We start from the raw sequence: 26,896 nt of genomic DNA, 5'->3' as shown, positions 1-26,896 counted from the left end.
CTTGCGACTTTTCAATAAAGAGGAACAGATGTGGTGCCAGAAGGAATTTAAAGAACTAGAACTGAAAGAGTTTTACGAGATCGTTCAATTGCGTTTAGAGACTTTTGTCGTGGAACAGACAAGAATCTACAATGATCTTGACGCTATTGATCTTAGAGCTATTCACCTTTTTCATCAAGATGAGGAAGGACGCGTAGATGCCTATGCACGTATCTTTGAGACAGGGGCTACGATTCATTTTGGTCGAGTCGCTGTAGCCAAAGATAGTCGTGGCCAAGGACTGGGAAAAGACATGGTAGAGCAGATTTTGGACCTGTGTGAACAGAGATTTCCTGGGCGGACCATTGAAATTGAGGCCCAAGAACAGGTGGTTGGCTTGTATGAAAAGCTAGGTTTTCAAACGGTGAGCGAGCCCTTTATCTTGGCTTCTACCCCTCACGTAAAAATGATCTATCAGAAATAAAGAATCCGTTCATCTCGATAATGAGATGAACGGATTTTTTTTGAAAAAAACAGCAAAGAAAAAAGTAAGGTAGAAGCACCTTACTTAGCAATTGGGAAAGAAATTTCAATTAGTTTATCAGAGTAGAGGGTCTTAATAGCAGATTGGTCAATGATTTGAAGATCAATCTTGCGTTTTAAAAAGAACTCACGAATTTTTTCAACTTCGTTTTCACGAATGGCACGGTGTTTGTTACTAATCAGCAATTCGTAATGAGTAGGAGCTTTGGTAAAGATAACGTCGGTGTTACCAGCTGAATAGACCTCAACAAGGGTAGCATCGGTACTTTCTAATTGACTTTTGACCAGAGTAGCATGACTATTTGTTGTATTCATAAGCTTCATGTGAGATCCTCCTAAGCTCTTTCTCCATTTATTATAGCACTTTTTTTTATTTTGTGAAAGAAGTCGCTTACAATTTTTGGGCAGATTTCCACATTTTGATTCCCCACTTATGACTTCCTCTTTTTAACCTGTCAATGGCTTCATCGATTGGGAACCAAGCAATGTTATTGAAATCCTCTAGAGGTTTTTGAGCTTCTACAAAGTCAGTTACTTCATAGATATAAGCAGGGTTATAGTAGTGGGTGCCGCGGTGACTGGAGTAAAAGTACTCATCTGCTTGGCCATAATACTCGCCGATCGTCGCAGTGAAGCCCAATTCTTCAATCAGTTCTCGCTCAAGTGCCAAGAAATGATCTTCTCCTGCCTCGATTTCACCACCTGGTAGGAACCAAGCTCCATTAGGTGCTTGGACTAGGATGATTTTATCCTTGGCTGGATTTGGAATCACCGCATAGACTCCATAACGATTGACATAGTCAACATTTTCTTCTTTTGTTCCAAAAGTTGCAACAGTCATATTAAAGCTCGCTTCTTATTTTTTTATCATTATAACATAGATGGACATAAAAAGCAGTAGGAGATAAAAATAAGAGAGTGGGACAGAAATCGGTAATTCGATAGAATTCGATTTCGTCGTCCCACCTCCGCACAGTTGAGTAGGCCTGTAAAAGCTGATGAAATCAGCGTAGTAGAGCCCACTCAACCGCTGCGTCTTGCTCGACAATCCAAAGACAATTGAGTGGCTAGGACTTTTGTCCCAGCCACTTTAAATGCGATTATTCAGTTCCTTTTTCTGCCTCGTTAGCGGGTTTGTTCTTTCCTTTAATGCAAATCTTTCCATTGCTGGTCATGACAGCCTTCAGATCTTTTTCACTAGGATTTTCTAAGTAGTAATCTGTAATGGCATCTTCGATATAGTCCTGAATGGTACGACGAAGTGGACGAGCTCCCATTTTTGGATCGTAGCCCAAATCAACCAATTTTTCCTTGACCTTATCGGTAACATCGAGGTGGATATCATTGTGGGCCAGGCGTTGATTGACATCATCGAGCATAAGAGTGACGATTTGAAGGAGGTTTTCTTTAGACAAGGCTTTGAATTCAATGATGCCGTCAAACCGGTTCATGAATTCTGGACTAAAGAAGTTTCCAAGTTCACCTAGGATAGAATTGGTCCGACCTTCACGAGCCGCCCCAAAGCCGACATTAGCCTCCGCTTTTCCAGTTCCCGCATTGGAAGTCATGATGATGATGGTATCTTTGAAGCTCACTGTTCGTCCTTGACCATCTGTCAAGCGACCATCATCCAAGACTTGGAGGAACATATGCATGACATCAGGATGGGCCTTTTCTACCTCATCCAAGAGAATGAGAGAGTAAGGGTTGCGACGCACCTTTTCAGTCAGCTGGCCAGCTTCTTCATAGCCGACGTAGCCTGGAGGGGCGCCGACCAGTTTAGCAACGGCATGTTTCTCCATGTACTCGCTCATATCAAAGCGAATCATACTATCAGCAGAACCGAAGAGTTCGATAGCCAATTGTTTGGACAACTCTGTCTTCCCGACGCCAGTCGGTCCAACAAAGAGGAAGCTACCGATTGGACGGTTGGGCGTTCCAAGTCCTACCCGGTTGCGACGGATGGCCTTAGCAATTTTTTCAACAGCCTCATCTTGGCCGATGACATGAGCCTTCAAATCAGCCGCCAAGTTGATCAATTGGGATTGTTCTTTTTCTTTCAAATCTCCAACTGGAATATTAGTCTTTTGTTCGACGATGTGTTCGATGGTCTTTTCGCTAATGACTGGCGTATCTTGATCAGTGACCTGTTGCCCTTGCATTTCTTTGTACTTAGCGATTTGATCACGGAAGTAGGCAGCTTTTTCGAAATCTTCATCACGCGTCGCCTGGGCTTTGAGATTTTCAGCTTCAATTAAGCGTTGGTCAATGACCTTTGGATCGACGAAATTGAGGGTTAAATTCATCTTAGAGCCAGCTTCATCCAAGAGGTCAATGGCCTTGTCGGGCAAGAAGCGGTCTTGGATATAGCGATTGGAGAGGAGTGCTGCAGCTTCGATGGCACCATCTGTGTAGTGGACGTGGTGGTAGTCCTCATATTTCTTTTGAATCCCTTTGAGGATGGTGATAGTTTCTTCAACCGTTGGCTCATCGACCTTAACGGGTTGCATCCGGCGTTCAAGTGCTGCATCCTTCTCGATAATCCGGTATTCATTAAGTGTTGTCGCACCGACTAATTGCAATTCGCCACGAGCGAGGGCTGGTTTGAGGATATTTCCAGCATCCATGTTGCCGTCTCCAGCAGATCCAGCACCGACGATTTCATGAATTTCGTCGATGAATAAAATCACATCTTCACGGCGACGGATTTCCTCCATTAATTGTTGCATGCGCTCTTCAAATTGGCCTCGGATCCCAGTTCCTTGAACAAGACTAACAACGTCTAAGCGAATAACTTGCTTGCCTTGCAATTTATGAGGGACATCCCCATCGACAATCTTTTGAGCTAGCCCTTCTACGACAGCAGTTTTCCCGACACCCGGTTCACCGATCAAGACAGGGTTGTTTTTGGTACGACGGTTGAGGATTTCAATGACGCGAAGAATTTCATCGTCACGGCCAATGACCGGATCGATATCCCCACGGCGAGCAATTTCAGTAACGTTAATTCCAAACTCTTCTAGGAGGCCCTTTGGTTGTTGTTTAGCTTGGGGTCTGTTGGGTCCTGAAGAACGACCGTTCCCATTTGAGCCATAGCCATTTCCACCACCATAGCCTCCTCCAGATTGGGTCGGAGGAGTTTGGGGTTCTTGCGGAGCCTGGAAGTTTCCTAGTTGATTGAAGAAATCTTCAAAAGGATCCCGTCCTCCGCGATTTTGTTGGTTTAATCCTGCTAGTAGACTATTGTTAGGATCCGTTTTCATAATTTGATAGCAGTTCTGGCAAAGGTCTACTTGTTGTTGGTGGCCATTCACGTTCGTATAAAGATGAATGGTTGAATCATTGATTTTACAGTTTTGACAAAGCATTCTCTTACCTCTTTCTCTAGGGTAAAAAGTGTAAAAACTATTGGTCAGAAATAGTCAAACTTTTATAGTTTCATTATAGCAGTATTCTAAAAGTTTGCAAGAATTTAGTATGAAGTCCGGTTTTAGGCATGGAATAAAGAGGAAAATAGCGGAAAAGTTGATTTTTATTGGAATTTCCTCCTTCTTTTATGATAAAATAGGAGAGTAGAAAGTAAATAGGAGAATCAAAATGGAATCACATTTGGTACGAATTATCAGCCGTTTGGAAGCGATGACGAAAGACGGTGGAAACTTAAAACGTAATTTTGAACGTGAAGGGGTTGTAGTTGCTGAAGTAGCTTACAACTATGATGAAGAAAATGGATCAGTATTTACTCTTCGTGATGTAGAAGCGCGTGAGACCTATACATTCGATAGCATTGACTTAATCGCAATGGAGATCTACGAATTGTTGTACTAAGAAGTATCAATCAAGAGTCTAGAGCATCTAGTCTCTTTTTTGTTGGAAGAAAATAGTTATAGTTTCTTCTTATAACCTTGTCTAATCAAGAAGTGTTAGGAGCAGGTTCACAAATCTGATATAATAGAGAAGATATTGAATAGAAAAGAGATTGAGATGACACATGTAATTGATGGGAAGGCCTTGGCAGTAAAATTGCAAGGGGAATTGGCTGAGAAAACCGCTCGCTTAAAGGCTGAGACTGGTCAGGTCCCAGGCTTGGTAGTGATTTTGGTGGGAGAAAACCCAGCTAGCCAGGTCTATGTCCGCAATAAAGAACGGTCAGCTTTGGCAGCAGGATTTCGAAGTGAAGTGGTTCGAGTACCAGAAAGCATTTCCCAAGAGGACTTATTAGCCCTCATTGACCGCTACAATCAGGATCCACTCTGGCATGGTATTTTAGTCCAGTTGCCTCTACCAGCCCATATCGACGATGAGGCAGTTTTGTTAGCCATTGATCCTAATAAGGATGTCGACGGCTTCCACCCTCTCAATATGGGACATCTTTGGGCAGGAAATCCAGTCATGGTTCCCTCTACACCAGCAGGGATTATGGAAATGTTCCGGGAATATGATATCGATGTCGAAGGGAAAAATGCAGTCGTCATTGGCCGTTCCAACATCGTGGGGAAACCGATGGCCCAGCTTCTCTTAGCAAAAAATGCAACGGTGACCTTGACCCATTCGCGGACTCATCATTTGGCTAAAATTGCTAGAAAAGCCGATATCTTAGTGGTGGCGATCGGTCGTGCCAAATTTGTTACAGCTGACTTTGTCAAAGAGGGAGCGGTCGTTATCGATGTCGGGATGAACCGTGATGAAAATGGGAAGCTCTGTGGAGACGTGGACTATGAACAAGTAGCTCCTCTGGCTAGTCACATCACTCCGGTTCCAGGTGGCGTTGGTCCTATGACCATTACCATGCTCATGTCTCAGACCTATGAGGCAGCTGTTCGGGCTTTAAAGAAATAAACCAGCTTGGATGGATTCGGGACAGTGTTTGTAGCTGTAGAATGTTTAGAAAGATTTTTAAGGTAGGAACTTCGCTTCCTGCCTTTTTTTAGCCTAAACGTGGTAAAATAGAGGGAGAAAGAGGGGACGCTTATGTTAAGAGTTGACCAAACATTGCTGCAACAAGTTATCCTTAGCCGTCAGTCAGATTCCTATAAGGGAGACTATGGGCGTCTGCTCTTGATTGGAGGGACTTATCCCTATGGTGGAGCCATTATCATGGCAGCCCTCGCAGCGGTTCATAGTGGAGCGGGCCTTGTCACGGTTGCGACAGACCGAGAGAATATCCCTGCCCTCCATAGTCAGCTACCTGAAGCCATGGCATTTGCTGTGACGGACCAAGAATTGTTGGCTGAGCAAATCGCAAAAGCAGGGGTTATTTTGTTGGGGCCAGGACTCAATGCTAATGAGCTAGGGGCACACCTTGTAAAGCTAGTTTTTGATAGGGTTCAGCCTCATCAAGTGCTCATTCTAGATGGTGGAGCCATTAGCCTCTATACTCGCTTAGGACTTTCTCTTCCTCCAGCTCAACTGGTCTTTACTCCGCATCAAAAAGAATGGGAGGCCATGTCAGGTCTAGCAATCGCAGACCAAGGGGAAGAAGCAACAAGGCAGTCTCTGTCCCAACTTCCTCCAGCAAGTATTCTGGTCCAAAAGGGTCCCCAGACCAAGATTTGGCAACAAGGGCAAGCCGATTATTACCAACTAACCGTTGGAGGGCCCTACCAGGCAACTGGAGGAATGGGTGATACCTTGGCAGGCATGATTGCAGGTTTTGCGGGTCAATTTCCGCAAGTTGGTCTCTATGAGCGCGTGGTAGTTGCCAGTCACCTTCACTCGGCCATTGCAGACGATTTAAGCAAGAATGCCTATGTGGTTTTACCGACCGCGATTAGTCGAGAAATTCCAAAATGGATGAGGGGAATATGCCTTTCCAACTGCCAATAAACAATCAAGCCTCAGATGATGAAATCTGGGGCTTTTTCCGTAGGTAGAATCAGCTTTTTCCGCTTATTTTTGGTATAATTTATACTAGAATTTTCCGTGTGAAAGGGGAACTATGTCAGAGTATTTATCGGTATCCAGTCTGACCAAATACCTCAAGTTAAAATTTGATAAAGACCCCTATCTAGAGCGGGTCTATTTGACGGGTCAGGTCTCGAATTTCCGTAAGCGTCCCAATCACCAGTATTTTTCTTTAAAGGATGAAAAAGCTGTGATCCAGGCGACTGTCTGGGCAGGGATTTATAAGAGTTTCGGCTTTGAGCTAGAAGAAGGCATGAAGATCAATGTCATCGGTCGGATCCAACTCTATGAGCCAAGTGGCAGTTATTCTATTGTCATCGAAAAGGCGGAGCCAGATGGCGTCGGCGCTTTAGCCATTCAGTTTGAGCAGTTGAAAAAGAAACTCCTAGAAGAAGGTCTTTTTCAAGAGAAGTTCAAACAGGCTATCCCCCAGTTCTCCAAGAAAATTGGGGTTATTACCAGTCAGAGTGGGGCCGTTATTCGCGATATTATCACGACTGTTTCGCGGCGCTTTCCGGGCGTGGAGATTCTCCTTTTTCCAACCAAGGTACAAGGAGAGGGAGCTGCCCAAGAAATTGTCGCCAATATCCAAAAGGCCAATGATCGGTCGGACCTCGATGTTTTGATCATCGGTCGTGGTGGTGGCTCCATCGAAGACCTGTGGGCCTTTAATGAAGAGCCAGTTGTGAGGGCTATTTTTGAGTCTAGAATTCCCATTATTTCCAGTGTGGGGCATGAGACAGATACTACTCTGGCAGACTTTGTCGCAGATCGCCGGGCAGCAACTCCTACAGCTGCGGCTGAGTTGGCAACGCCTGTGACCAAGTTGGACCTGCTCAATCATTTGCAGAAGCAGGAAGGGCGGATGGCAACCGCTATGCGCAACCGCCTGGTCTATCATCGGGAACGTCTACAAAAATTGAGCCAATCGGTCATCTTCCGTCAGCCAGAGCGGCTGTATGATTCTTATCTGCAAAAGCTGGATCAGATTCAGTTGCGGTTGAAACAGGCTGTGTCAGAGTCGGTTACCAGAAATAGCCGCCAGTTACAAGAACTCCGTCATCGATTGGCCTCCCAAGCGCCACAGCATCAGCTCGAGCGCTATCGAGACCAGATTCTCCAGATGGAGCGATTGCTGACCTTGAAAATCAAGGAGCTCTACCAGACAAAAGCAGCAGATGCCAAGCGCCTATCGGAAGCTCTCTTGATGTTGGATACCAGTCGCATCGTGGCTAGAGGCTACGCCTTGGTACAGGCTGGAGATCAGGTTTTGGATAGCGTAGATACGATCAAAGAAAAGGATGCCTTGACGCTAGTCATGCGGGATGGGCAAGTAGAAGTAGAGGTAAAGCATGTCGAAAGAAAAGAAATTTGAAGAAAATTTAGCTGATTTGGAAGCTATTGTCCAAAAGTTGGAAAGTGGGCAAGTGCCCCTCGAAGAGGCCATCTCAGAGTTTCAGAAAGGAATGAAGCTATCAAAAGACTTGCAAGAAACACTTGATCAGGCTGAAAAGACCTTGGTCAAGGTGATGCAAGCAGATGGCTCAGAAACGGAACTAGTATGATTCTAGAAGAAAAACTGCAAGGGGTCGAAAAAGCGATAGAAGGCTTCTACGAGGCTAAACAAATCGCTCCCCGCTTGGTAGAATCTATCCTCTATTCAGTCCATGCAGGGGGGAAACGGATTCGACCTTTGCTCTTATTGGAGTTGTTGGAGGCCTTTCATGCTCCCATCCTTGAGGCTCATTTTCAGGTGGCAGCCGCTCTTGAAATGATTCATACGGGAAGCTTGATCCATGATGATTTACCAGCCATGGATAATGATGATTATCGTCGTGGTCAATTGACCAACCATAAAAAGTTTGGGGAAGACCTAGCCATCTTAGCAGGAGACTCGCTCTTCTTAGATGCCTTTGGCTGTGTGGCAGAGGCAGACCTTCCAGCTTCTATCAGGGTGCAACTGATTGCCCTGTTATCGGATGCTTCAGGGACAGCTGGGATGGTGGCAGGCCAAGTCTTGGATATGGAAGGGGAAGGGGCGAGCCTGACCTTGGACCAGTTGCAAGTCATCCATGCCAATAAGACAGGGCGACTGCTCGCCTATCCATTCCAAGCAACAGGGAGCCTCTTAGAGCTTGAGCCAGCTATCGCGACTCTCTTAGAGGAAATTGGCCTCCATTTAGGCTTGGCCTTCCAGATTCGGGATGATATTTTGGATGTGACTGCTGATTTTGCTTCTTTAGGGAAAACCCCTCAGAAGGATCTGCAAGCTGAAAAATCAACCTATCCTGCCCTCCTCGGTCTAGATGGAGCTCAGGCTTATTTGGACCGGGAGCTAGATGCCTGTGAGGACTTGCTCAATCGCATCTCTCAACAGGTAGACTTCGACGGGACTGGAATCAAAAAGATTATAGAAAGACTTAGAATTCATGGCGAAGGAAAGAGTTGACGTACTGGCCTATAAGCAGGGACTTTTTGAAACCCGGGAGCAGGCCAAACGCGGTGTGATGGCTGGTCTGGTCGTTGCCGTTCATAATGGCGAGCGCTTCGATAAACCAGGCGAAAAAATTGATGAAGCGACAGAATTAAAACTCAAGGGTGAAAAACTCAAATATGTTAGTCGTGGTGGTCTCAAGTTAGAAAAGGCTTTGGACCTTTTTGAGATTGATCTGCAGGATAAGGTCACACTGGATATTGGGGCTTCTACAGGAGGCTTTACGGATGTTATGCTCCAAAATGGGGCTGCCTTGGTCTATGCTGTGGATGTAGGGACCAATCAGTTGGCTTGGAAGCTTCGTCAGGATCCTCGTGTCATCTCGATGGAGCAGTTCAACTTCCGCTATGCGACGTCTGAGGATTTTGAGCAAACTCCAAGCTTTGCTAGCATTGATGTTAGCTTTATTTCCCTAAACCTCATCTTGCCAGCCCTCCATGGGATTTTACAAGAGGGAGGCCAGGTGGTTGCCCTTGTCAAACCCCAGTTTGAAGCTGGTCGGGAGCAGATTGGGAAAAATGGGATTATCAAGGATGCCAAGGTCCATCTGTCTGTCTTGGAACAGGTTCAAGGCTTTGCCTTAGAACATGGCTTCTCCGTCTTGGGTGTGGATTATTCACCGATCCAAGGGGGCCATGGCAATATTGAATTTTTACTTTATTTAGAAAAAAATACTGGGCAAGATCGTCTTCAACTGCAAGAGTTTGTGGCAGTTGTCGAAAAAGCCCATACTGACTTTAAACATGAATAGTAAACAAAACCGATTAGAAAAAATACGCCGCTTTATCCGAGAAAATAAAGTGGGTACTCAGGATGCCATTGTCGAACATCTGAGAGAAGCTGGAATTTCTGCGACACAAGCGACTGTTTCCCGCGATATCAAAGAGTTGGGGATTATTAAAACGCCTTTAAAAGGTTCAGCCTATGTCTATGAATTGCCACGCGTCCAACATAGTGGAAAATTAGCAGAAAATAATCTTCAATCCTTTGAACGCATGGGGAGCTTTTTGACCCTCAAGCTTGTCCCAGGGACAGCCTATCTAGTCAAGCGGCATCTACAAGAAGATTTTGATGACATCATCTTTAGCATGATTTCAGACGACAATAGTATTTTGATTGTGGCCCGCTCGGAAGAAAAGGCACAGTTTATCGAACAACGATTGATGGAATGGTAGGAGAGAGATGCTATTAGAAATTTCAATTAAAAACTTTGCCATCATTGAAGAAATCGCTCTGAATTTTGAGACGGGGATGACGGTTTTAACCGGTGAAACTGGTGCAGGAAAATCCATCATTATCGATGCTATGAATATGATGCTGGGGAGCCGGGCGACGACTGATGTCATCCGCCACGGTGCTCCTAAGGCTGAGATTGAAGGCCTCTTTGCGATTGATGAAAACCGTGCCCTTCAGCAGCTTTTTGAGGAGCAGGGCTTAGAATGGGCAGAGGAGTTGATTATTCGCAGAGAAATTTTCCAGAATGGTCGGAGTGTCAGTCGCATCAATGGGCAGATGGTTAACCTCTCCGTTCTCAAGGCGGTTGGCCAGCATTTGGTAGATATTCATGGCCAGCACGATCAGGAAGAACTGATGCGGGCTCCATTGCATATCGCTATGCTGGATAGCTTTGGGGAAGATGCTTTTTTTGCGACGAAGAAGGCCTATAGAGAGACTTTTGAGAATTACAAGTCCTTGCGCAAGCAGGTCTTGCAAATCCAAAAAAATAACCAGGAAAACCAAGCTCGCATCGAAATGCTGGAATACCAAATTTCGGAAATCGAGGCGGCTGCCTTGTCCCTGGATGAAGATGTCCAGTTAGAGCAAGAACGGCAACGCCTGCTCAATCATAAGATGATTGCAGATACCCTAAGCAATGCTTATGCCATGCTGGATGCAGAAGACTTCTCCAGTCTTAGCAATTTGCGGTCGGCCATGAATGATCTGCAAAGCATCGAAGAGTATGATGCAGAATACAAGACCTTGTCTGATCAAATGGCCGAGACCTACTATACTCTGGAGGATTTGACCAAGCGCTTGGAGGATCTGGTAGATGGCTTGGACTTTGACGGCAACCGCTTGATGCAGGTGGAAGCTCGACTAGACCTGATCCATTCAATTACTCGTAAGTACGGTGGTCAGGTTAAGGATGTTCTTGATTACCTAGAGCAAATCAGCAAGGAATATAGCCTATTAACAGGAGGAGGAACCTCTTCTGAAGACTTGGAAAAAGAACTCAAGTCCATGGAAGGACAGTTGGTTGCCTTGGCTAAAGAACTAAGTCAAGGGCGTCATGCCTTGGCCCAAGAGCTGGAAGCAGAGATCCAGCAGGAATTAGCGGATCTCTATATGGAAAAAGCCCGTTTCCAAGTGCGTTTTACCCCATCTAAGTTTAATCTGGAAGGAAACGAAACGGTTGAGTTTTATATTTCAACCAACCCTGGAGAGGACTTTAAGTCTTTAGTAAAAGTCGCCTCAGGTGGAGAATTGTCCCGTCTTATGTTGGCCATCAAGTCAGCCTTTTCACGTAAAGAAGGCAAGACCAGTATCGTCTTTGACGAGGTGGATACAGGGGTATCTGGTCGGGTGGCGCAGGCCATTGCTTCGAAAATTTATAAAATTGGACGTTATGGTCAGGTGCTAGCCATCTCTCATTTACCTCAGGTCATTGCAGTAGCCGATTACCAATTCTTTATCGAAAAGGTGAGCGATGAATTTTCAACGGTTTCGACCGTTCGCTTGCTCAGTCATGAAGAACGGGTCGAAGAAGTCGCTAAGATGCTTGCTGGTGAAGATGTGACAGAAGCAGCCCGCATGCAGGCAGAGCAATTGTTAAAACGGCCGTCCTAAGAAGAAAGGAACCGATATGGAAAGCTATTTCGTAGTGGGAGATATTCATGGAAAAGCAGGTATGCTAGAGGAACTGATGACCCATTGGGATGGTCAGTCCCAGCTGGTTTTTCTCGGAGATCTGATAGACCGTGGGGAAGATAGTCGTAAGGTTATCGAACTAGTCAAAGATTTTGTCGAACAGCAAGGGGCCATCTGTCTCTCTGGGAACCACGAATACATGTTTCTAGCTTGGATTGATAACCCGACCGAACGCTACGACCATTACCGACGAAATGGTGGTGACACGACCATCAACTCTCTACTTGGTCGTCCCCTCACAGATCCAGTAGATGGTGTGGCGGATGTTCGGCGCGTGCAAGAGACTTGTGGGGACCTCGTTGCTTTCATCCGTTCGCTTCCTTTTGTCTATGAAACAGAACACTATATTTTTGTGCATGCTGGCCTTGACTTGACCTTGCCTGATTGGCATGAAACCACGGATTACCAAAAGGTCTGGATTCGCCAACCCTTCCATGAAGCGACCAACCAGACAGGAAAGACCATTGTTTTCGGCCATACCCCGGTTCACTATCTCTTGGATCAAAAGATTGGAACCAAGGAGCTCTGGGTGACCGAAGATGGGAAGATTGGCATGGATGGCGGGGCTGTATATGGTGGCGTCCTCCATGGCATTCTCTTTGATGAAAGTGGAATGAAGGCCGATGTTGCTTTGGTCAATGATGGCTTTGCAGCTATCGATGATTAAGTAAAAAGGACTTTGTCCCACAAAAGCCTAGAAAATTTGATATAATAGAGTGGATATATCTAAGAAAAGATTGTAGGAATGTTATGTCACAAGTAAAAATTGTTACAGACTCATCCGTAACGATTGAGCCTGAAGTTGTTGAAAAATACGGAATTACCATCGTTCCCCTCTCTGTTATGGTGGACGGTGTCCTCTATTCAGATGCGGAATTAACAGAAGGACAATTCCTTCAGTTGATGAAGTCCAGTAAGAACCTTCCAAAGACCAGTCAACCTCCAGTAGGTGTGTTTGCGGAAGTCTTCGAAGGTTTGGCTGCAGAAGGGGCGCAAATTATTGCGATCCATATGTCTCATGCCTTATCTGGTACAGTGGAAGCTGCACGTCAAGGCGCTACCTTAGCCAATGCAGATGTCACGGTGATTGATAGTAGCTTTACAGACCAAGCCATGAAGTTCCAAGTGGTAGAAGCAGCGAAAATGGCTCAAGAAGGAGCTAGCGTAGAGGAAATTGTAGCCCGCATTGAAGAGGTCAAGCAAAAATCTAGACTCTACATTGGGGTTTCTACTCTGGAAAACCTGGTGAAAGGAGGCCGGATTGGCCGCGTAACTGGTTTATTGAGTTCCCTTTTGAATATTCGGGTTGTCATGGAAATGAAGAACGATGAACTGCAACCGATTGTCAAAGGACGCGGACAGAAGACCTTTAAAAAATGGTTGGACGAGTTGATACAAGACTTATCTGGTAAAGAAATCGCCGAAATAGGGATTTCCTATGCTGGTGGGCCTGACTTTGCTAACCAAATGAAGGCACAATTACAGCCTTTGGTTGCAGCTCCAATCTCTGTTTTGGAGACAGGTTCGATCATTCAAACTCACACTGGTGAAGATGCCTGGGCAGTTCTCGTCCGATTTGCATAGAAGCCCGTCAATAAAGGAATTTATTCCTAGATAAATGTTGATAAAAACAAGTTTAGTACTTGACCTAAAAGCATTTTTTAGATATGATAGAGATGTTAAGGGTAAAACCTAAAAAAATTTGGAGGATTTGTTAAATGGCTAACAAACAAGATTTGATCGCAAAAGTGGCAGAAGCTACAGAATTGACTAAAAAAGACTCAGCAGCAGCAGTTGACGCTGTATTTGCAGCTGTTTCAGAATACCTTTCAAAAGGTGAAAAAGTTCAATTGATCGGTTTCGGTAACTTCGAAGTTCGTGAACGTGCAGCTCGTAAAGGTCGCAACCCACAAACTGGTAAAGAAATCAAAATCGCTGCTTCTAAAGTTCCAGCATTCAAAGCTGGTAAAGCTCTTAAAGACGCAGTTAAATAATTGTGATTACAAAGGTTCCTTCTAGCTTGCTAGAAGGGATTTTTTGTTTTGGAGTAGTTTCTAGACAGGGCCTATAAATAGGAGTATAATAGAAAAAAGTGAGAAATGGAGGGTGGACCATGAGATGGATTGTTGGAATCTTTGTTCTGCTCATGATTAAGCCAATTCTTTATCTATTGAAAGGTCTCTGGTTTATCGCGGAACTCTTCTTTATGTTCCTCTTTGTCAAAATTTTACTAGGAACCATGAGATGGATCCTTAGTTGGGGAAGTTAAGATTAGATATAAAAAAGTGTGGGAGTAAAGGAGCTTGATTCGAGCTGATTTAATTCTGCACTTTTCCTTATTTACAAACATTCTAATTAGGCAAAATGTGGTATTCGTGATATAATAGTTTTAAAGAAGACACAGAAAGGGGAAAGACCATGCTAGCTTGTTTAACACTCGATTCCGTTCAACAAGAAAAAGTGGAAGATGTATTGCAACACCTGCGTGAAAAATCTGTACGGATTACAGAGACGCGTCGAGCTGTCCTTTCCTATCTTGTCAAAAGTCAGGAACATCCAAGTGCGGATGCCATCTATCAGGACTTGAAACCAGCCTTTCCCAATATGAGTCTGGCAACCGTTTATAACAATCTCAAGGTCCTCATTGAAGAAGGCTTTGTCTCTGAAATTAAAGTTCGTAATGATACTACGACCTACTTTGACTTTATGGGACATGATCACTTAAATCTGATTTGTGAGTCTTGTGGGAAGATTGACGATATTGATATCGAAGTTCCAGACGTGAGAGCAGAAGCGAGAGAAAAAAGTGGCTACGTCATTACCAAGTGCCAAACCACAGTTTATGGCCTTTGTCCGGAATGCCAGAATAAGCAATTGTAAGCAAACCTCTTTTTAGAGGTTTTTTGTTTAGTCTGGCTTGTGAAAAATGGTGGGACAGGCAGGATTTAGAGGCTGGTGAGAGCAACATGTAAAAATCAATGAAAAAGAATTGATAAAATTTTCACGAAATCTCCGATCTGGCCCTGTTAAGACTAGATTTTTCACTGAAAATCTAGTAGAATAGAATAGATAAACGGGGGAAACCTCGGAGAATAAAAAGGAGATCCATCTAATGGTAAAATTGGTTTTTGCTCGCCACGGTGAGTCTGAATGGAACAAAGCTAACCTTTTCACTGGTTGGGCTGATGTTGATTTGTCTGAAAAAGGTACACAACAAGCGATCGACGCTGGTAAATTGATCAAAGAAGCTGGTATCGAATTTGACCAAGCTTACACTTCAGTATTGAAACGTGCGATCAAAACAACTAACTTGGCTCTTGAAGCTTCTGACCAATTGTGGGTTCCAGTTGAAAAATCATGGCGCTTGAACGAACGTCACTACGGTGGTTTGACTGGTAAAAACAAAGCTGAAGCTGCTGAACAATTTGGTGATGAGCAAGTTCACATCTGGCGTCGTTCATACGATGTATTGCCTCCAAACATGGATCGCGATGATGAGCACTCAGCGCACACTGACCGTCGTTACGCTTCACTTGACGACTCAGTGATTCCAGATGCTGAAAACTTGAAAGTGACTTTGGAACGCGCTCTTCCATTCTGGGAAGATAAAATCGCTCCAGCTCTTAAAGATGGTAAAAACGTATTCGTAGGAGCACACGGTAACTCAATCCGTGCCCTTGTAAAACACATCAAACAATTGTCAGACGACGAAATCATGGATGTGGAAATCCCTAACTTCCCACCATTGGTATTCGAATTTGACGAAAAATTGAACGTTGTGAAAGAATACTATCTTGGTAAATAAAAATATCCAGTGGATATTTTTATCCCGAGCCTGAAAATGCCAAAGCGAGGCAATTTTAGCAGGATTCGTTATCAATCATAGAAAGCTGACTTCAGTCAGCTTTTTTGTTTGTCCGTCGCAGACCTAGCTGTTTTTTGGTTTTCAGGGACTCCTAAAAATGATATAATGAAGTGTTATTACATAAGGTTTCATTAGCCTTGAAAGGAAAAGAAAATGACAAAATCATTCTACATCACAACCCCTATCTATTATCCATCTGGTAAATTGCATATTGGTTCAGCTTATACAACGATCGCCTGTGACGTCTTGGCGCGTTACAAACGCATGATGAACTACGATGTTTTCTACCTGACTGGTCTCGATGAGCATGGGCAAAAGATCCAGCAGAAAGCAGAAGAAGCTGGCATTACACCGCAAGCTTATGTAGATGGGATGGCGGTTGGAGTGAAAGAACTCTGGCAATTACTCGATATCTCATATGATAAATTCATCCGTACGACAGACGACTACCATGAAAAAGTAGTGGCTCAGGTTTTTGAACGCTTGCTGGCGCAAGACGACATCTACCTAGGTGAGTACTCTGGCTGGTATTCAGTCTCTGATGAAGAGTTCTTTACAGAAAGCCAATTGGCTGAGGTATACCGTGATGAGAATGGCAAGGTCATCGGTGGGGTAGCCCCATCAGGACACGAAGTAGAATGGGTTTCTGAAGAATCTTATTTCCTTCGTCTCAGCAAATACCAAGACCGTTTGGTAGAATTTTTCAAATCCCAACCTGATTTCATCACCCCAGATGGCCGTCTCAATGAAATGTTGAAAAACTTCATCGAGCCAGGTTTGGAAGATTTGGCAGTATCTCGGACCACCTTTACCTGGGGAGTCCAAGTCCCATCTAATCCTAAACACGTTGTTTATGTTTGGATTGATGCTCTTCTTAACTACGTGACAGCTCTTGGTTATGATCAAGATGAGCATGGGAACTTTGACAAGTTCTGGAACGGAACCGTCTTCCACATGGTCGGAAAAGACATCCTTCGTTTCCACTCCATCTACTGGCCAATCCTTCTCATGATGTTAGATGTTAAATTGCCTGATCGCTTGATTGCCCATGGTTGGTTTGTCATGAAAGACGGCAAGATGTCCAAGTCTAAAGGGAATGTCATCTACCCAGAAATGTTGGTGGAACGCTTCGGCTTGGATCCACTCCGTTACTACCTCATGCGTAGCCTTCCAGTTGGTTCTGATGGTACCTTCACACCAGAAGACTACGTGGCTCGCATCAACTATGAATTGGCCAATGACCTTGGAAACCTCCTTAACCGGACGGTAGCCATGATCAACAAATATTTTGGTGGCCAAGTTCCAGCTTATGTCGAAAATGTCACTGCATTTGATGCTGATTTGGCTAAGGTAGTTGAAGAAAACATCGCTGAATACCACAAACAAATGAACGCAGTTGATTACCCACGCGCTTTGGAAGCTGTATGGAACATCATCTCTCGTACCAACAAGTACATCGATGAGACTGCTCCTTGGGTCCTCGCTAAAGAAGATGGCGACAAGGAACAATTGGCAGCGGTCATGGCTCACTTAGCGGCTAGTCTTCGTGTCGTGGCTCACTTGATCCAACCATTCATGATGAATACCTCAAACGCCATCACGGAACAACTTGGCTTGGGCTTGGACTTTGATCTTGAAAACTTGACTTTAGCAGGCTTCCCTGAAAATATCACAGTGGTTGCCAAAGGAACTCCAATCTTCCCACGTCTCGACATGGAAGAAGAAATTGCCTACATCCAATCTCAAATGACTGCAGGCAAGCCGCAAGAAAAAGAATGGATTCCAGAAGAAGTGGAACTCAAGTCTGAAAAAGATGAGATCAAATTTGAAGACTTTGACAAGGTTGAAATCCGTGTAGCAGAGGTCAAAGAAGTGGAACGCGTCGAAGGATCAGACAAACTGCTTCGCTTCCGCCTAGATGCAGGAGATGGCGAAGACCGTCAAATCCTCTCAGGTATCGCGAAATTCTATCCAAACGAACAAGAATTGGTCGGCAAGAAACTCCAAATCGTGGCCAACCTCAAACCACGTAAGATGATGAAGAAATATGTCAGCCAAGGCATGATTCTTTCCGCAGAACACGGAGATCAATTAACAGTCTTAACGGTTGATCCATCTGTACCAAATGGAAGCATCATCGGCTAAACGATAGACAAAGAAAAAATCATCTAAAAAACTTTCCTTAGGTGAGTACGGACGTCAGCGAACTTCGAAGAAGTTCCATGACTTAGTTTTGGACCCTAGGTTCCAAAACTCCCGAGTGCTAGAAACACAATTGTTTCTAGCACTTTTCTCACGGCGGAAAGTTTCAGTAGATGATTGAATAATTCTAACGAATAAATTTTTTGATTTTTATAGAATTAATTTGATTTGTAAGAAAGAACAGATTGTCTACACTCTCAAGCACTCTCGCGGGAGTGCTTTTCTTGTATTGATATAGTTCCCATCATTGAATTTTACAAGGATGGTAGCTGAGTCCTATTAGTAATGAATGTTAATGGAGACTTCCGCAGTGAGAAAAGAGTCTGAAACGTTATCGTTTCAGACTCTCGGAAGATTTGAGACAGTAGGCTCAAACCTTAGGTATGGAATCCCAAAGGGATTCGCTACCGTCCGTCCTCACCTAAGGAAGGTCTCAAATTATATTTTTAAATACATCTCCTATTCATCTGGCCGGTATTCCAGGATATCTCCGGGCTGGCAGTCGAGTTCTTTGCAGATGGCTTCAAGGGTGGTAAAGCGGATGGCTTTGGCCTTGCCGGTCTTGAGAATGGAGAGGTTAGCTGTCGTGATGCCGATTTTATCGGCTAGCTCATTGGATTTCATTTTCCGCTTGGCCAGCATGACATCTAGATTGACGATAATCATGGCATCCTCCTTAAATGGTTAGCTCATTTTCTTCAGCGATCTCAATCCCTCTCTCTAAAATCTTGCCAAGGACCCAGACGATTGGAACGGCAAGGAGAAGCCCTGTGTTAAAGGTAAATTTGAAAGTGAAGGGAAGGAGATAAGCATCGCCACTGGTTTCAAGTGTGCCAGACATAAAAGACAAGACCAAGAGAATCTTCCAAGCTCGGTTGCAAAGATCAATGTTGGAGTGAGAAAAGATCTTTTCTTGGTAGAGATTTTTGAGGAAGCTGCGAATGGTGATGAGAAGGTAAATATAGATAGCGCTTGAGGCTAGTGGGAAGAGCAACTGCCAGAGAGGTTGGAGATGTTTGGGGAAGAGTTGGATGCCATTCACATCAAAGGACAAGCGTCCAGATTGAATGAGATCCTTAAACACTCCCATCCGGGAAAGCAGGTGGACGACCAGTGCAGCCACGGTTATAAAGCCACAGAAGTAAATGAAAGCCGTTAAGACTTCAATGACATTTTTTAAGGTTTTTGACTTTTTCATCGCAAGCCTCCTTGAAGTTTTTTTATTTTTCACTTATAGTATACTCCTTATAAAAAATAAGTCAATAAAAAAGTATCGAAAAACGATAAAAAGTTTATGAAATTCAGTCAAAATTTGCTTTAAATAGAATTTAAGGTATACTATTAGGTAACTACCATTTCAAGGAGGTATTGAAATGATCAAAAAATTAGATAAGAAATATCTTTGGATGATCATCGCTTTTGTGAGTGCAGTGGTTCTAATCGGAGGAGTCTATCTCTACTCTAGCTCTAATATTCAACCGGATCATCAAAAAGAGTTCAATCAGACCTCGAAGACCTCGTCTTCATCTAAGGAAAAAGCCATCGATCTATCTGGTGAATATGTCTCTAGTGCGCGTGATAAGGCCAAGATTCAAAAAGATGGGAAATCTTGGAAGATTGATTACGAGACAGAAGATGGTCCTGTATCAGCAACTTTCTCAACGGATTTCAAAGTAGAAGGAGCCAATAAAGTTTCTACTAGTCAGATGAAAAAGTCAGATGGAAATAAGGATTTCACCATCACTGTGCGTATCTTTAAATACAAAACAGATAAAGCCCCCCTTATTACGGTAACTATGTCAGACAAAGACCCCGATCATGAGATGGTCTTTGCCAATCAGAAGGATTTCTTTAAATCGACGAATCCAGATGATGCGGTATTGGATGGGGATTTGACAACCTTCGCGGGAAGCTATTCCAATGAATCTATTGAACAGCAGATTGCGGATTCCGGCTTTAAGCTGTATGGCTATAGTCCAGAAGATTACTATAATCACCGGACTACTGTCTTTCCTTCTATCTACTCTGATCAGGATAAGGGATGGAGCTTCTGGAGTGGAGCTACCAATGTCCAATTTGTCCTCAATAAAGATAAGAAACCTAAGAAAGCTGGATCAACCTATCAGGTTTACTTTGTCCAAGCTGGAACAACTGGAGCAAGTACTGGTCAAGAATTGATTGTCACCTTGATTCCTGAAAATGTTCAAGGTCCTGATGGCGTCGTTTCACCTTTGAGACGTATCTTCTACCATCAAGCCTCCTTCCAAGCCTACCAGGACAAATGGTGGGAAGCTTACCCAGAGCCTAAGAAGGAAGTAGACCTTGATATTGCGGCCATCAATAGTGGAGACTTCTCAAGTCTGGCAGGGACATGGCGCAATGCTAAAGGCCAGGAGATGGTCATTCAAGAAGATGGAACTGTGAAAGGTCAAGGAAGATTAAAAGCAGTGCCGAACTCGGATAAGACAAGTAAAGTCCCTTATGTAGATCTACGTGTGGGAGAAACAGGAGTGGCAGTTGGCCTCTTTAAGATTGGTTTTGAAAATCCTAATGGAGACCAGTCAGATAAGAGCAAACCTCGCTTGGTTGTTACCCAATCTGCAGGCAACTACCCAGCGGATCAATACTTCTATCGTCAATAAGAAGCGAAAACCCAGGAAATGTGATTTCCTGGGTTTTGTTTTGCTTTAATTAAATCTCTTTCTATAAAAAAATTCGTTCACACCATTGGATGTAAACGATATTATTACATTTTATAGAGTAGAGTTGAAATTGTCAATCTTTGTGCTCAAGAAGCAGAGGTGAGGAGGACTCGACTGCTTGTTTTCGCTTGAAAAATGCAGCCATTTGAACCAGGATACGGGGAACTGTTTGCCATTTTTTCCAAGCTTGGACACGGGTGTCGATGAGTTGCTTGGCTAGACGTTCCAGCATTTCCCTTTCTGTAGGATCTAGGTCTTGAGCACTTTGAAAGATGTCTTTGATCTTGGAGAAATTTTTCAAGTTCCTCAAATCATTAATTGAAGTGATGCCTGCGTCCAGAAAAATGCCAAAAAAGGTATCAAAGAACTTCTTGCGCTCATCCGCCGATGTTTCGCGAACCCACTGTTTTAGGGTCTCATCGGTCTGCTGGCTATCGGGATTGGTTTGATCTAGTGTCACAAATCCATCCTTTTCAACCATCCAAGTAAAGGCGTCATGCTGGGCAAAGCCACCAAAGGCTCGACTTTTAACAATCGTAGTAGGCTCTGGGACTTCCAGCATCATGCCGACGATGGATCCTTGTGGGACAAAGCGATGAATGAGGTGTGCGATTCGTTGGTATCCCTCTGTTTTGATAATGGACTTGTTGAGACCTGGAGCGTCGTAACAGTAAATGGCATGGACTTGTTCGGACAGCTGATCAGGAAGGTAGGAGCAGGCATAGGTTGCGAGATTGCCCCCTTTGGAGTGACCGGCTACTAAGAAGCGCCCTTTAGGAAATTCCTTCATGACGTTTTGTAGGTAGCTGGCTGCGCGCCTCTGAGCTGGGACATGGTCCATATAGGTCATATGGAAGTCTTCCTTCCAGCCGATCAAGGTGTCATCCGTCCCTCTGAAGACAACTAAATAAACATCCATGGTAAGACGATAGGTCATAGCCGCAAACTGCTTCTGAACATCGGGCTCATATTCGTTGACATAGTTGAGGAGTTTGATGTTTTTAAAACGCTTTGAACTAGCTAAGTCATCGACTAATTGCAGGTGTTGGTCTGTCACGATGAAATCTGTGGTTCGATCGACTAGCTCTACTGCATCAGATAAGCGGACTTCAATATTGGTCGTATCCCCTTGGGGCACGATCCGATCAAAAGGAAGATAGGTCAGCTCTGTCAGTGCCAGAACATCGAGTTCCTTAAAAGGGCGATCGTAGATGGAATCATAGGCGACATAGTCTAGATAATCAAAAATCGTGGACATGAGATTCTCCTTTGTATCTGTATGTTCAGTATAGCATAAAATACCTGAAAGGCCCCTCCATAAAAATAGGAAATTGACGAAAGGAGTTACCTGTAAGTTGAGATGGCGAAAAATATGTATGCTCCTTGGATAATTTGATATAATGAAAGGGTAATACTCTAGTAAGAAAGAGCAGGAAAGAGCATGCATAAAATTCTTCTTGTCGAAGATGATGAAACCATTCGCCAACAAGTGAAGAAAATCATGGAGCAGTGGGGCTTTGAAGTTATTGCAGTTGATGACTTTATGGATGTATTGGGCACCTTCGTCCAGACCAATCCTCATCTGATTCTGATGGATATTGGCCTTCCTCTTTATAATGGCTACCATTGGTGCCAGGAGATTCGTAAGGTATCTAAGGTCCCTATCATGTTTTTATCCTCACGAGATCAAGCTATGGACATCGTCATGGCTATCAATATGGGAGGAGATGACTATGTGACCAAGCCATTTGATCCCAATGTCCTTCTGGCAAAAATTCAGGGTCTCCTTCGCCGCTCATATGAGTTTGGAACTGATCAAGATTTGTTAGAACACCGGGGCGCCATCCTCAATCTCAAATCCATGGATCTGGTCTATGAGGGAGAGGTCGTTAATTTGACCAAAAATGAATTTCAAATTCTTCGCATCCTTTTTGAAAAAGCTGGAAGTGTAGTGGCTCGGGATGATTTAATGAAGGAATTGTGGAACAGTGATTTCTTTATTGATGATAACACCCTCTCGGTCAATGTAGCTAGACTTCGGAAGAAGCTCGAAGAAGCAGGACTGGAACATTTTATCGAAACGAAAAAAGGGATAGGATACGGGTTGAGCAATGGATAATCGATTCTTATTTGTCAAAGACTATCTGATTTCTCATCGTCGCTATCTGTTTTTGATCTGTTTACTCCTTTCTTCTCTCGTTTTATTTGCTTATATCTTCGAAGGCTACCGCAATTTTCTTCTTTACCTGACTGGCATTTTGGCTTTTTTGAGTCTTCTTCTGGTCATTTGGGATGCAGTCGCTGGTTATCAGGCCTATCGGAAGGAAGTGCTCTATGGGGAGGGAGTAGCTGAGACCCCTCTAGAAAAGGTTTTGAGTCAGAAGCTAGCAACCAGTCAGCAAGCCCAACGTGAGCAGACAACGGTGAGTCTAGAGACCTACAATGACCTGATGGATTACTATACCCTCTGGGTCCACCAGATTAAGACGCCCATTGCGGCCAGTCAACTCTTGGTTAAAAATATAGAAGACAGCGACTTGAGACAACAAATGGAGCAGGAGCTCTTTAAGATTGATTCCTATGCCAATGTGGTCCTCCAGTATCTGAGACTCGAAAGCTTTCACGATGATTTGGTGCTTAAGCGTGTTCCACTCGAAGAGCTGGTCAAAGAAGTGGTGCGAAAGTATGCCATCTTCTTTATTCAAAAGGGCTTGACGGTGGATCTGCATGACTTAGATGTCGCCGTCATTACCGATCGCAAGTGGCTCTTGGTCATCATCGAGCAATTGCTGTCTAATAGCCTTAAGTATACCAGCACTGGCGTGATTGAGATCTATTTCAAAGACCAGACCCTTTATATGAAAGATAGTGGGATTGGAATAAAGGATAGCGATATACTCCGTGTCTTTGAGCGGGGATTCTCCGGCTACAATGGGCATTTGACCCAGCAATCTTCGGGACTAGGCCTCTATCTGTCTAAAAAGATTGCCGATCAGCTAGGGCACCAACTCCAGATGACGTCTCAAGTCGGCCAAGGGACGACTGTTGCCATTCACTTTGAAGAGAAGAAGTTGGTCATGGATTAGGGGAATTCGTCGGTACCTAATGATTCTCTCCCTAAGGCCCTCTTTTATTTAAAAATGACAAAAATGTAAGATTTAATTTTAAAAATGAAAGGTTAGGTTATGGTGACCACCTTTTATTTTTTATACAATAGTCTCATCAAATGAAGGAGGTCAAGAAAATGAAACTCTTGAAATGGATGAAAGAACCCAAAAAGATTAAGAAACCAAATAAGAAAACCGATTTGGAAAAGGTGGAATTTGGTCGCCAAGTCCTACAACAAACCCAAGAATTTTTCTTGATCTACTAGTAAAAGGAGAAAAGTATGTCATTACTAGACGTTCAACATATCAAAAAGATCTACAAAACTCGCTTTCAAGGGACGCAGGTCGAAGCCTTAAAGGATATTCACTTTACTGTTGAAAAAGGGGAGTATGTCGCCATCATGGGGGAATCAGGTTCCGGGAAATCGACCCTTCTAAATATCCTAGCCATGCTGGATCAGCCGACCGAAGGACGGGTCTACCTCAATGGCACCGATACTTCAACCATCAAGAACAAGGACGCTTCGAGCTTTCGTCGCGAAAAGTTAGGCTTTGTCTTTCAAGACTTTAACCTGCTCGACACCTTGTCCGTCAAGGACAATATCCTCCTTCCTCTAGTCCTCTCTCGCAGACCGGTCAAGGAAATGATGAGCAAGGTCGATAGCGTCAGTCGGGAATTGGGCATTCACCAACTTCTAGAGAAATATCCTTACGAAATCTCTGGTGGGCAAAAACAACGGGTGGCTGTGGCACGGGCCATCATCACCTCACCTGAAATTCTCCTTGCTGATGAGCCAACCGGGGCGCTGGATTCCAAGTCTTCAGCTGCTTTGCTAGATGTCTTTGAAGATATCAACACCATGGGGCAAACCATTCTCATGGTGACCCACTCAACCGCAGCAGCAGCTCGGGCCAAGCGCGTGCTCTTTATCAAGGATGGGATCCTTTACAACCAGATCTTCCGCGGGGAGAAGACTGAGCGTCAGATGTTCCAAGAAATCTCAGATACTCTGACGATCATGGCAAGTGAGGTGGAGTAGATGTTTCGATTAACCACTAAATTAGCTTGCTCCAATTTGATTAAGAACCGCAAGCTCTATTATCCCTTTGCGATTGCGGTCATTCTCGCAGTGACCATCGCCTATCTCTTTGACTCCTTGACCTTTAATCCCAACATTACTAAGCTTCGAGGGGGATCTCCCATACTCTTCACCCTTGGATTGGGACTGTTCGTGGTCAATGTTGCGGGGGCTATCATCGTGCTCTATGCCAATAGCTTTGTTATGAAAAATCGCTCCAAGGAGTTGGGAATTTACAGTATGCTAGGCCTTGAAAAACGGCATCTCATCTTCATGATTTTCAAAGAACTTTTGATTTTTGGTTTTGTGACTATCTCAAGCGGTATCTTGATCGGCGCCCTCTTTGACAAGCTGATCTTTGCCTTTCTCTTGAAACTCATGAAGATGAAGGTCCAGCTGGTATCTACCTTCCAACCAGGGATTGTAATTTTGGTCTTTGTTACCTTTGGTCTCATCTTTGCCCTCTTGGTTTTTCTCAACGCTTGGCGTATTCTTCGTTTGAATGCCCTACAGTTAACGCGTGAGAAAGCTAGTGGTGAAAAGAAAGCTCGCTTCTTGTGGCCCCAAACCATCCTGGGCTTAGCCTCTCTTGGTTTTGGCTACTTCCTAGCTTTGTCTGTCAAAGACCCCATGTCTGCGATTTTGATCTTCTTTCTAGCAGTTGTCTTGGTTATGATTGGGACCTACCTGCTCTTTAATGCTGGGATCACCGTCTTCTTGCACCTGCTTAAGAAAAAGAAGAGTTATTATTACCAACCCAACAACATGATCTCGGTCTCTAACCTCATCTATCGCATGAAGAAAAATGCAGTGGGGCTTGCGACCATTGCTATCCTCTCGACCATGGTATTGGTGACCATCTCTGCTGCGACCAACATCTATGTTGGTGGTGAAATGATCAAAAAAATCATGAATCCACATGATTTCTCCATTCAAGGAAAAGGCGTGGATTTGGAGCTAATCAATCAGAAATTTGATGAATTTGCATCTGGGCACCAGCTTGAGATCAAAAATCGTGACCTGATGACCTATGCTACCTTTGGGGTCGAATCACAAAAGGGCACAGACTTCACGGTCTATCCTGATGATGAACACGATGTCAGACCGAGAACAGTCTTCCTGGTCTTTGATGCAGCTAGCTATGAGCAGATGACAGGAGAACACGTCGATCTGACCGGCAACCAGGTTATCCTCTTTGCCCATAACCAGGCTCTGAAAGGGCAGAAGCAGTTTACCATCAATGGGAAAGACTTCCAAGTCAAGGAAGAAGTGACCAAGGATTTTATCACCGATCATGTCCCAAACATCTTCAATATGCTGACAGAGGATTTCAATTACCTGATCGTGCCTGACCTTTCAGCCTTTGTCGCTCAGTTTCCGAACCTTGCTGTCGTTACCCAAATCTATGGTGGTTTCAATGTCAATGTTGATGAAGAACACCAACTTAAGTTAGCTGACAGCTATGACAAGATGATCGATGAATTGAGCAGTCAACAGGCCCAAGGAACATTTGTCTATGGAGGCAATCGAGCATATAATGTGAGAGAAATGAATAGCCTCTTTGGTGGCATCTTCTTTATCGGTATTTTCTTGTCATTGATATTTATGGTTGGAACAGTTATCGTCATCTACTACAAGCAAATTTCAGAAGGCTATGAAGACCGTGACCGCTTCGTCATTCTCCAACAGGTGGGACTTGATGAAGATGAGGTCAAACGGACCATCAACCGTCAAGTGCGGACCGTCTTCTTCCTTCCTCTCATCTTTGCCTTTGTCCACCTGGCCTTTGCCTACCATATGATTCGTCTCATTCTCAAAGTGCTCGGTGTCATCAATAGTGGCCAAGTCCTCGTCGTGACCCTCAGTGTCTGTGCCGTCTTTCTCGTCACCTACCTGGTTGTCTTTTGGATCACTTCTCGGAGTTATCGCAAGATTGTGCAGATTTAAGAAAAGACAAGTTCATATCATATTTGAAACTTTCCTTAGGTGAGGACGGACGTCAGCGAACTTCGAAGAAGTTCCATGACTTAGTTTTGATCTTGAGGTATCAAAACTCCCGAGTTCCTGAAACAATCGTGTTTCAGGAACTTTTC

At 44.1% G+C, this 26,896-nt stretch carries 29 protein-coding genes; 23 read left to right on the top strand and 6 right to left on the bottom strand.

Annotated features, from left to right (window positions below; genetic code table 11):
• Positions 1–28 precede the first annotated feature (28 nt).
• Positions 29–463, top strand: coding sequence for a GNAT family N-acetyltransferase (locus tag ABT997_RS07400; protein WP_006597133.1), 435 nt, complete (start codon positions 29–31; stop codon positions 461–463).
• 80 nt (positions 464–543) lie between these two features.
• On the opposite strand, the gene ABT997_RS07395 is transcribed toward ABT997_RS07400, so the two are convergent.
• The 3 genes from ABT997_RS07395 to ABT997_RS07385 all read right to left on the bottom strand — a co-directional run bounded on the left by ABT997_RS07395 (position 544) and on the right by ABT997_RS07385 (position 3,890).
• On the bottom strand, positions 544–846 hold the full coding sequence (locus ABT997_RS07395; protein ID WP_350019077.1) for a DUF1827 family protein: 303 nt from the start codon (positions 844–846) through the stop codon (positions 544–546).
• Positions 847–913: 67 nt separating this feature from the next.
• The gene (locus ABT997_RS07390) at positions 914–1,363 is read right to left on the bottom strand and encodes an NUDIX hydrolase (RefSeq protein WP_195610903.1); all 450 of its coding nucleotides are present in this window, start codon (positions 1,361–1,363) and stop codon (positions 914–916) included.
• Positions 1,364–1,622: 259 nt separating this feature from the next.
• Positions 1,623–3,890, bottom strand: a complete 2,268-nt coding sequence (locus ABT997_RS07385) for an ATP-dependent Clp protease ATP-binding subunit (protein ID WP_350019076.1) — start codon at positions 3,888–3,890, stop codon at positions 1,623–1,625.
• Positions 3,891–4,119: 229 nt separating this feature from the next.
• Between ABT997_RS07385 and ABT997_RS07380 the strand changes: the two genes are divergently transcribed.
• The 16 genes from ABT997_RS07380 (at position 4,120) to metG (ending at position 17,858) form a co-directional block, all read left to right on the top strand.
• Positions 4,120–4,350, top strand: coding sequence for a DUF1797 family protein (locus ABT997_RS07380; protein WP_006596773.1), 231 nt, complete (start codon positions 4,120–4,122; stop codon positions 4,348–4,350).
• 156 nt (positions 4,351–4,506) lie between these two features.
• Positions 4,507–5,361 (top strand): bifunctional methylenetetrahydrofolate dehydrogenase/methenyltetrahydrofolate cyclohydrolase, encoded by an 855-nt coding sequence (locus ABT997_RS07375; RefSeq protein ID WP_185759636.1) that lies wholly within the window; start codon positions 4,507–4,509, stop codon positions 5,359–5,361.
• Between the two features lie 132 nt (positions 5,362–5,493).
• A complete protein-coding gene (locus ABT997_RS07370) occupies positions 5,494–6,348 on the top strand; it encodes an NAD(P)H-hydrate dehydratase (protein WP_154852230.1) in 855 nt (284 codons plus the stop codon).
• Positions 6,349–6,460: 112 nt separating this feature from the next.
• Positions 6,461–7,801 carry an exodeoxyribonuclease VII large subunit gene (gene xseA, locus ABT997_RS07365; protein ID WP_154852233.1) on the top strand — a complete coding sequence of 447 codons (1,341 nt, stop codon included), beginning with the start codon at positions 6,461–6,463 and terminating at the stop codon, positions 7,799–7,801.
• Complete coding sequence (locus ABT997_RS07360; RefSeq protein WP_006596769.1) at positions 7,779–7,991, top strand: exodeoxyribonuclease VII small subunit; 213 nt, start codon at positions 7,779–7,781, stop codon at positions 7,989–7,991. The genes xseA and ABT997_RS07360 overlap by 23 nt, the downstream gene beginning before the upstream one ends.
• On the top strand, positions 7,988–8,875 hold the full coding sequence (locus ABT997_RS07355) for a polyprenyl synthetase family protein (RefSeq protein WP_350019075.1): 888 nt from the start codon (positions 7,988–7,990) through the stop codon (positions 8,873–8,875). The genes ABT997_RS07360 and ABT997_RS07355 overlap by 4 nt, the downstream gene beginning before the upstream one ends.
• On the top strand, positions 8,856–9,671 hold the full coding sequence (locus tag ABT997_RS07350; RefSeq protein WP_154852243.1) for a TlyA family RNA methyltransferase: 816 nt from the start codon (positions 8,856–8,858) through the stop codon (positions 9,669–9,671). The genes ABT997_RS07355 and ABT997_RS07350 overlap by 20 nt, the downstream gene beginning before the upstream one ends.
• Complete coding sequence (locus tag ABT997_RS07345) at positions 9,664–10,095, top strand: arginine repressor (protein WP_048715457.1); 432 nt, start codon at positions 9,664–9,666, stop codon at positions 10,093–10,095. Before ABT997_RS07350 ends, ABT997_RS07345 begins: the two co-directional genes overlap by 8 nt.
• A 7-nt stretch (positions 10,096–10,102) precedes the next feature.
• Positions 10,103–11,767, top strand: coding sequence for a DNA repair protein RecN (gene recN / locus ABT997_RS07340; RefSeq protein ID WP_154852246.1), 1,665 nt, complete (start codon positions 10,103–10,105; stop codon positions 11,765–11,767).
• 16 nt (positions 11,768–11,783) lie between these two features.
• Positions 11,784–12,515, top strand: a complete 732-nt coding sequence (locus tag ABT997_RS07335; protein WP_154852249.1) for a metallophosphoesterase — start codon at positions 11,784–11,786, stop codon at positions 12,513–12,515.
• A gap of 83 nt (positions 12,516–12,598) precedes the next feature.
• Positions 12,599–13,432: a DegV family protein gene (locus tag ABT997_RS07330; RefSeq protein WP_154852252.1), complete on the top strand. Its 834-nt coding sequence runs from the start codon at positions 12,599–12,601 to the stop codon at positions 13,430–13,432.
• Positions 13,433–13,566: 134 nt separating this feature from the next.
• Positions 13,567–13,842: an HU family DNA-binding protein gene (locus ABT997_RS07325; protein ID WP_006596762.1), complete on the top strand. Its 276-nt coding sequence runs from the start codon at positions 13,567–13,569 to the stop codon at positions 13,840–13,842.
• Positions 13,843–13,961: 119 nt separating this feature from the next.
• The gene (locus ABT997_RS07320) at positions 13,962–14,117 is read left to right on the top strand and encodes a hypothetical protein (RefSeq protein ID WP_193389714.1); all 156 of its coding nucleotides are present in this window, start codon (positions 13,962–13,964) and stop codon (positions 14,115–14,117) included.
• 149 nt (positions 14,118–14,266) lie between these two features.
• Positions 14,267–14,728: a Fur family transcriptional regulator gene (locus ABT997_RS07315; protein WP_350019074.1), complete on the top strand. Its 462-nt coding sequence runs from the start codon at positions 14,267–14,269 to the stop codon at positions 14,726–14,728.
• Between the two features lie 232 nt (positions 14,729–14,960).
• On the top strand, positions 14,961–15,653 hold the full coding sequence (locus ABT997_RS07310) for a phosphoglycerate mutase (RefSeq protein WP_002900876.1): 693 nt from the start codon (positions 14,961–14,963) through the stop codon (positions 15,651–15,653).
• Positions 15,654–15,866: 213 nt separating this feature from the next.
• Entirely contained in the window at positions 15,867–17,858 is a 1,992-nt protein-coding gene (metG, locus tag ABT997_RS07305; RefSeq protein WP_350019073.1) for a methionine--tRNA ligase, read from the top strand.
• 516 nt (positions 17,859–18,374) lie between these two features.
• Here the strand turns inward: metG and ABT997_RS07300 are convergent.
• Entirely contained in the window at positions 18,375–18,581 is a 207-nt protein-coding gene (locus ABT997_RS07300; protein WP_003006064.1) for a helix-turn-helix domain-containing protein, read from the bottom strand.
• 10 nt (positions 18,582–18,591) lie between these two features.
• A complete protein-coding gene (locus tag ABT997_RS07295; RefSeq protein WP_314370119.1) occupies positions 18,592–19,113 on the bottom strand; it encodes a DUF2975 domain-containing protein in 522 nt (173 codons plus the stop codon).
• A gap of 175 nt (positions 19,114–19,288) precedes the next feature.
• On the opposite strand from ABT997_RS07295, the gene ABT997_RS07290 reads away from it, so the two are divergent.
• Positions 19,289–20,557: a DUF6287 domain-containing protein gene (locus ABT997_RS07290; RefSeq protein ID WP_350019072.1), complete on the top strand. Its 1,269-nt coding sequence runs from the start codon at positions 19,289–19,291 to the stop codon at positions 20,555–20,557.
• 133 nt (positions 20,558–20,690) lie between these two features.
• Here the strand turns inward: ABT997_RS07290 and ABT997_RS07285 are convergent, their stop codons facing one another.
• Positions 20,691–21,875 (bottom strand): DUF2974 domain-containing protein, encoded by a 1,185-nt coding sequence (locus ABT997_RS07285; RefSeq protein ID WP_350019071.1) that lies wholly within the window; start codon positions 21,873–21,875, stop codon positions 20,691–20,693.
• Between the two features lie 183 nt (positions 21,876–22,058).
• On the opposite strand from ABT997_RS07285, the gene ABT997_RS07280 reads away from it, so the two are divergent.
• From ABT997_RS07280 to ABT997_RS07260, 5 genes are all read left to right on the top strand, one after another.
• Positions 22,059–22,736, top strand: coding sequence for a response regulator transcription factor (locus tag ABT997_RS07280; RefSeq protein WP_006596753.1), 678 nt, complete (start codon positions 22,059–22,061; stop codon positions 22,734–22,736).
• On the top strand, positions 22,729–23,703 hold the full coding sequence (locus tag ABT997_RS07275) for a sensor histidine kinase (protein ID WP_048690524.1): 975 nt from the start codon (positions 22,729–22,731) through the stop codon (positions 23,701–23,703). Before ABT997_RS07280 ends, ABT997_RS07275 begins: the two co-directional genes overlap by 8 nt.
• Before the next feature lie 158 nt (positions 23,704–23,861).
• Positions 23,862–23,990 (top strand): hypothetical protein, encoded by a 129-nt coding sequence (locus ABT997_RS07270; RefSeq protein ID WP_257721762.1) that lies wholly within the window; start codon positions 23,862–23,864, stop codon positions 23,988–23,990.
• A 15-nt stretch (positions 23,991–24,005) separates the two neighbouring features.
• Positions 24,006–24,764: an ABC transporter ATP-binding protein gene (locus tag ABT997_RS07265; RefSeq protein WP_061563696.1), complete on the top strand. Its 759-nt coding sequence runs from the start codon at positions 24,006–24,008 to the stop codon at positions 24,762–24,764.
• Positions 24,765–26,750: an FtsX-like permease family protein gene (locus tag ABT997_RS07260; RefSeq protein WP_350019070.1), complete on the top strand. Its 1,986-nt coding sequence runs from the start codon at positions 24,765–24,767 to the stop codon at positions 26,748–26,750.
• The last annotated feature ends 146 nt before the right edge of the window (positions 26,751–26,896 follow it).

The sequence above is a fragment of the Streptococcus australis genome (genome assembly GCF_040226615.1).
Classification (GTDB): domain Bacteria; phylum Bacillota; class Bacilli; order Lactobacillales; family Streptococcaceae; genus Streptococcus; species Streptococcus australis_E.
This window is presented reverse-complemented; position numbering and strand designations above follow the sequence as displayed.

Excerpts from the sequence above, each read along its gene's own strand:
- ABT997_RS07400 (WP_006597133.1), top strand. The coding sequence starts at position 29 with ATGTGGTGCCAGAAGGAATTTAAAGAACTAGAACTGAAAGAGTTTTAC.
- ABT997_RS07395 (WP_350019077.1), bottom strand. The coding sequence starts at position 846 with ATGAAGCTTATGAATACAACAAATAGTCATGCTACTCTGGTCAAAAGT.
- ABT997_RS07390 (WP_195610903.1), bottom strand. The coding sequence starts at position 1,363 with ATGACTGTTGCAACTTTTGGAACAAAAGAAGAAAATGTTGACTATGTC.
- ABT997_RS07385 (WP_350019076.1), bottom strand. The coding sequence starts at position 3,890 with ATGCTTTGTCAAAACTGTAAAATCAATGATTCAACCATTCATCTTTAT.
- ABT997_RS07380 (WP_006596773.1), top strand. The coding sequence starts at position 4,120 with ATGGAATCACATTTGGTACGAATTATCAGCCGTTTGGAAGCGATGACG.
- ABT997_RS07375 (WP_185759636.1), top strand. The coding sequence starts at position 4,507 with ATGACACATGTAATTGATGGGAAGGCCTTGGCAGTAAAATTGCAAGGG.
- ABT997_RS07370 (WP_154852230.1), top strand. The coding sequence starts at position 5,494 with ATGTTAAGAGTTGACCAAACATTGCTGCAACAAGTTATCCTTAGCCGT.
- xseA (WP_154852233.1), top strand. The coding sequence starts at position 6,461 with ATGTCAGAGTATTTATCGGTATCCAGTCTGACCAAATACCTCAAGTTA.
- ABT997_RS07360 (WP_006596769.1), top strand. The coding sequence starts at position 7,779 with ATGTCGAAAGAAAAGAAATTTGAAGAAAATTTAGCTGATTTGGAAGCT.
- ABT997_RS07355 (WP_350019075.1), top strand. The coding sequence starts at position 7,988 with ATGATTCTAGAAGAAAAACTGCAAGGGGTCGAAAAAGCGATAGAAGGC.
- ABT997_RS07350 (WP_154852243.1), top strand. The coding sequence starts at position 8,856 with ATGGCGAAGGAAAGAGTTGACGTACTGGCCTATAAGCAGGGACTTTTT.
- ABT997_RS07345 (WP_048715457.1), top strand. The coding sequence starts at position 9,664 with ATGAATAGTAAACAAAACCGATTAGAAAAAATACGCCGCTTTATCCGA.
- recN (WP_154852246.1), top strand. The coding sequence starts at position 10,103 with ATGCTATTAGAAATTTCAATTAAAAACTTTGCCATCATTGAAGAAATC.
- ABT997_RS07335 (WP_154852249.1), top strand. The coding sequence starts at position 11,784 with ATGGAAAGCTATTTCGTAGTGGGAGATATTCATGGAAAAGCAGGTATG.
- ABT997_RS07330 (WP_154852252.1), top strand. The coding sequence starts at position 12,599 with ATGTCACAAGTAAAAATTGTTACAGACTCATCCGTAACGATTGAGCCT.
- ABT997_RS07325 (WP_006596762.1), top strand. The coding sequence starts at position 13,567 with ATGGCTAACAAACAAGATTTGATCGCAAAAGTGGCAGAAGCTACAGAA.
- ABT997_RS07320 (WP_193389714.1), top strand. The coding sequence starts at position 13,962 with ATGAGATGGATTGTTGGAATCTTTGTTCTGCTCATGATTAAGCCAATT.
- ABT997_RS07315 (WP_350019074.1), top strand. The coding sequence starts at position 14,267 with ATGCTAGCTTGTTTAACACTCGATTCCGTTCAACAAGAAAAAGTGGAA.
- ABT997_RS07310 (WP_002900876.1), top strand. The coding sequence starts at position 14,961 with ATGGTAAAATTGGTTTTTGCTCGCCACGGTGAGTCTGAATGGAACAAA.
- metG (WP_350019073.1), top strand. The coding sequence starts at position 15,867 with ATGACAAAATCATTCTACATCACAACCCCTATCTATTATCCATCTGGT.
- ABT997_RS07300 (WP_003006064.1), bottom strand. The coding sequence starts at position 18,581 with ATGATTATCGTCAATCTAGATGTCATGCTGGCCAAGCGGAAAATGAAA.
- ABT997_RS07295 (WP_314370119.1), bottom strand. The coding sequence starts at position 19,113 with ATGAAAAAGTCAAAAACCTTAAAAAATGTCATTGAAGTCTTAACGGCT.
- ABT997_RS07290 (WP_350019072.1), top strand. The coding sequence starts at position 19,289 with ATGATCAAAAAATTAGATAAGAAATATCTTTGGATGATCATCGCTTTT.
- ABT997_RS07285 (WP_350019071.1), bottom strand. The coding sequence starts at position 21,875 with ATGTCCACGATTTTTGATTATCTAGACTATGTCGCCTATGATTCCATC.
- ABT997_RS07280 (WP_006596753.1), top strand. The coding sequence starts at position 22,059 with ATGCATAAAATTCTTCTTGTCGAAGATGATGAAACCATTCGCCAACAA.
- ABT997_RS07275 (WP_048690524.1), top strand. The coding sequence starts at position 22,729 with ATGGATAATCGATTCTTATTTGTCAAAGACTATCTGATTTCTCATCGT.
- ABT997_RS07270 (WP_257721762.1), top strand. The coding sequence starts at position 23,862 with ATGAAACTCTTGAAATGGATGAAAGAACCCAAAAAGATTAAGAAACCA.
- ABT997_RS07265 (WP_061563696.1), top strand. The coding sequence starts at position 24,006 with ATGTCATTACTAGACGTTCAACATATCAAAAAGATCTACAAAACTCGC.
- ABT997_RS07260 (WP_350019070.1), top strand. The coding sequence starts at position 24,765 with ATGTTTCGATTAACCACTAAATTAGCTTGCTCCAATTTGATTAAGAAC.